The organism is Vibrio sp. 2433-A1, from assembly GCF_056726085.1.
This window is the reverse complement of record NZ_JBRESC010000061.1, coordinates 1-3,356: the sequence shown is the minus strand read 5'-3', so window position 1 is coordinate 3,356 and position 3,356 is coordinate 1. Positions and strand designations below refer to the sequence as shown.

The window sequence follows — 3,356 nt, the reverse complement described above, 5'->3', positions numbered from 1 at the left end:
GGCTTTGTTGCGTAATTCGATGGAACTAAATCAGGAAGTTACGATCTGATCGGCTACATCAGTTAATCATCGTAGCCTTATGCCGAAACCTCGTTACAAAACAACTAACTGGAAACAGTACAACAAAGCCCTAATCAACCGTGGTTCACTCACTTTCTGGATTGATGAGGAAGCCATACGCGAGTGGAAGCAAAGCAAACAGAGTAAGCGCGGCAGGCCTCGTCGATTCAGCGACCTAGCCATTACTACCGCACTGATGGTAAAACGCGTTTTCTCTATGCCATTGAGAGCGCTGCAAGGTTTTCTAGACTCAGTATTTAAGCTGGCTAACATACCGCTTGTTTGTCCGCATTACACCTGTATAAGCCGTCGAGCCCAGCAGGTTGAGGTTTCATTTAAAACTAAAACCAGAGGTGCGATACAGCATCTGGCCATTGATGCCACTGGTCTCAAGGTTTATGGCGAAGGTGAATGGAAGGTCAAGAAGCACGGTACTGACGGGAAGCGTAGAGTCTGGAGAAAGCTGCATTTAGCAGTCGACACCAGTACTCACGAGATAGTAGCAGCAGAACTGAGTTTATCTAATGTCACTGATTCAGAAGTCCTTCCTAATTTGCTCAAGCAAACACGTCGACAAATCATCGAGATATCTGGAGATGGTGCTTACGACACAAGGAACTGCCATGATGCCATACGGATTAAGCGAGCTATTCCGCTTATCCCACCAAGAGAAGGGGCAGCCTTCTGGGAACAAGGACATCCTCGCAATTTAGCAGTGGGTTGCCAAAAGCTCTACGGCTCCAACAAGAAGTGGAAAAAGCGGTATGGTTATCACAAACGTTCACTATCAGAAACAGCCATGTATCGAGTGAAGCAGTTGCTAGGTGGGAGGTTAAGCCTGCGAAACTACAATGCTCAGGTTGGCGAAACCTACGCCATGATTAAAGCGCTGAACAAGCTTACAGGGCTTGGTATGCCTGAAACTCAGTTTGTTGTTTAAGAATTGCACAATTTCGGGCGGTTTGTTTTTCTGTCCGAATTACGCAACAAAGCCCTGATACCTGCACATTTGTACCACCATCATTGAATAATCTATTTCTGGATAGTGGTGAAATACGTGGCGATTTTCCTATAGGTGTTAGTCTGCATAAATCTGGAAAATACGTAGCTCGTCTATCACTGAATGGCAAAACAAAACGCCTTGGCTATTACGATACGGTACAACAAGCTAGCGCAGCATACCAGAAAGCTAAGTGCTTATACGTCTTAGATGAAATCAAGAAGTACAGAGAACAAAATGCTGTGCCAGAATCGCTATTAACTTTATTGGAAAATAGACAGAAACATTTTATCAAGCACGGGGTAGCAAGATAAATCAAAAGGTTTGTTTATTGGGTTCGAGTATCCAAATATAATAGACGTACAAGTGCTATACGTGACAGTAAAAGCCTGTCCATGAGTGATTGATAATAATCTGCGACTTGGCACCACTGAACATAAATAGAATGAAAGCAACCTTGCTTATCTTGTTAGCATTAACGCCATAGAGAAATATTCTTATTTCCGTTTTTTAAATGTTGAGATTCTTTCTTTAGGAAGTTTCTCTATGGCGTTCATTTAGAGAACGTATGATTACAGAATCCCCGCAATACAAACAAATTATCCGAGAGATTAGAGAACTCGAAGCCACGACCAACCGAAAGATAATGCACACCACCAGCAAGTTGAGCACCAAGAGCGGTAAGCAATACGCTGAAAGGAATGGTGTTTATGTTCTAAAAACTGAAAAGAAATATATAAAACTTGTGAATAGACTGGCAAAGATTGCTGGTGGAACTGTTCGCTTGGAAGGTGGCGTGTATTTCATTGACGTCGAGGATTACTCGATAGACACCGATATTACTGAATTCCAACGCCTTTATGCCACTATGAGTGGAACCATTAAATGGCTGATGGGTGATTTTAAAGTAGCGCTACCTAGAGCGGACATTGAGCTGTTAGGAATCTATCACAATGGGTTTGAGTTGAGGCTTGGTGAGTTTACCGTGCAGTGTATCCACAACCCCGACCCTAATCGATTCATAGATTTCTATCTGGATGAGAATCCGCATGAATTCTTTGACTTAATTGATGCGATTAGGAAAGAGCACAAAGAGGCGATAGAAGAAATCAACAAGCGTAGATAAATACTTTCATTTGTGGCACTGCCACTTATGGAGGTATGTATGACAGATAGCGAGCTAGACGAGCTACTAGGCGACTGTGAGAGCGACGATGACCAAATAGAATGGTGTGATGCTGGAAGTGTTGTACAGCCGCTTAGAGGTAAGAATCCAGATGATACATACGATAAAGCCACTGCATTTTTGAATGAACTTGAATGCGTTGTGTACAAGATTTCTAATGGCACCGATACCTATTGCGGTCGCTCAACAAGCTTATTTCACAGAATTCGAAGTCATGAGCGTAATAAAGACAGCAAGGCATATAATATTTTGAAATCCTCAGATAAGCCTCTCAATGAGCTAGTTACTATTATCTGGAAAGGATACGGTGTGAGCGAATCGATAAAGCAAGAGGCTGATGCAATCGAGAAATACAGTACTGTTGGTCAAAAGAAAAAAGAGGCTATTATCGGGAAAATACCCGAAGAGTTTGCTAGGCGAAAAAGGAAAAATACAATACCAATTAGCAGAAGAAAGAATAGGAGCAAATAAGCTCCTTTTTTATTTTCTAACCTTAAACCACCTTCTTTAGAAGGTGGTGATCGTTCCTTTGGGCTATGCCCGAAGAACGCTCATGTTCAAGATGTCCTCGGTTGTAACCAGCAAATGAAGGAAATAAAGAACATGAGCAAATATGAATCCGCCTCACACGTATATTATAGGTGTCAGTACCACATAGTCTGGACGCCAAAATACCGCCTGAAAATCTTGAAAGGCAATTTGGGTAAGGAGCTTTACCGAAGTATCTATATCTACAGTAATATGAAGAACTGTAAGGTTGTAGAGCTGAATGTTCAAGTAGACCACGTGCATCTGGTCGTGAGATTGCCACCTAGCTTGAGTGTTTCGACATATATGGGTTTTGTAAAAGGACGAACCGCAATTCGCTTGTTCAACAAATTTCCGTATTTAAGAAAGAAGAAATTATGGGGTAACAAATTTTGGCAAAGAGGCTACTTCGTTGATTCAGTAGGGATGAATGAGGAAATTATACGTAGGTATGTCCGGCACCAAGATCGTGTTGGAAAGGAAGAAGAAGAGCGTCAGATGCGTTTGGGGTTAGAAAACTAACAGTGAGCCCCCTTTTAGGGGGCCTTTCAAAGCCACCTGCTATGCAGGTGGATTTTTACT

4 protein-coding genes are annotated in these 3,356 nt (G+C 42.3%); all 4 read left to right on the top strand.

Features of this window, described 5'->3' with window-relative positions; genetic code table 11:
• The first annotated feature begins 79 nt into the window (after nt 1–79).
• The 4 genes from ACU01J_RS21540 (at nt 80) to tnpA (ending at nt 3,296) form a co-directional block, all read left to right on the top strand.
• Nucleotides 80–1,000, top strand: a complete 921-nt coding sequence (locus ACU01J_RS21540) for an IS5 family transposase (RefSeq protein ID WP_481085133.1) — start codon at nt 80–82, stop codon at nt 998–1,000.
• Between the two features lie 628 nt (nt 1,001–1,628).
• A complete protein-coding gene (locus ACU01J_RS21535) occupies nt 1,629–2,186 on the top strand; it encodes a hypothetical protein (RefSeq protein WP_481087444.1) in 558 nt (185 codons plus the stop codon).
• Between the two features lie 39 nt (nt 2,187–2,225).
• Nucleotides 2,226–2,717: a GIY-YIG nuclease family protein gene (locus ACU01J_RS21530; RefSeq protein WP_481087443.1), complete on the top strand. Its 492-nt coding sequence runs from the start codon at nt 2,226–2,228 to the stop codon at nt 2,715–2,717.
• 132 nt (nt 2,718–2,849) lie between these two features.
• On the top strand, nt 2,850–3,296 hold the full coding sequence (gene tnpA / locus ACU01J_RS21525) for an IS200/IS605 family transposase (protein ID WP_481083863.1): 447 nt from the start codon (nt 2,850–2,852) through the stop codon (nt 3,294–3,296).
• Nucleotides 3,297–3,356 lie beyond the last annotated feature (60 nt).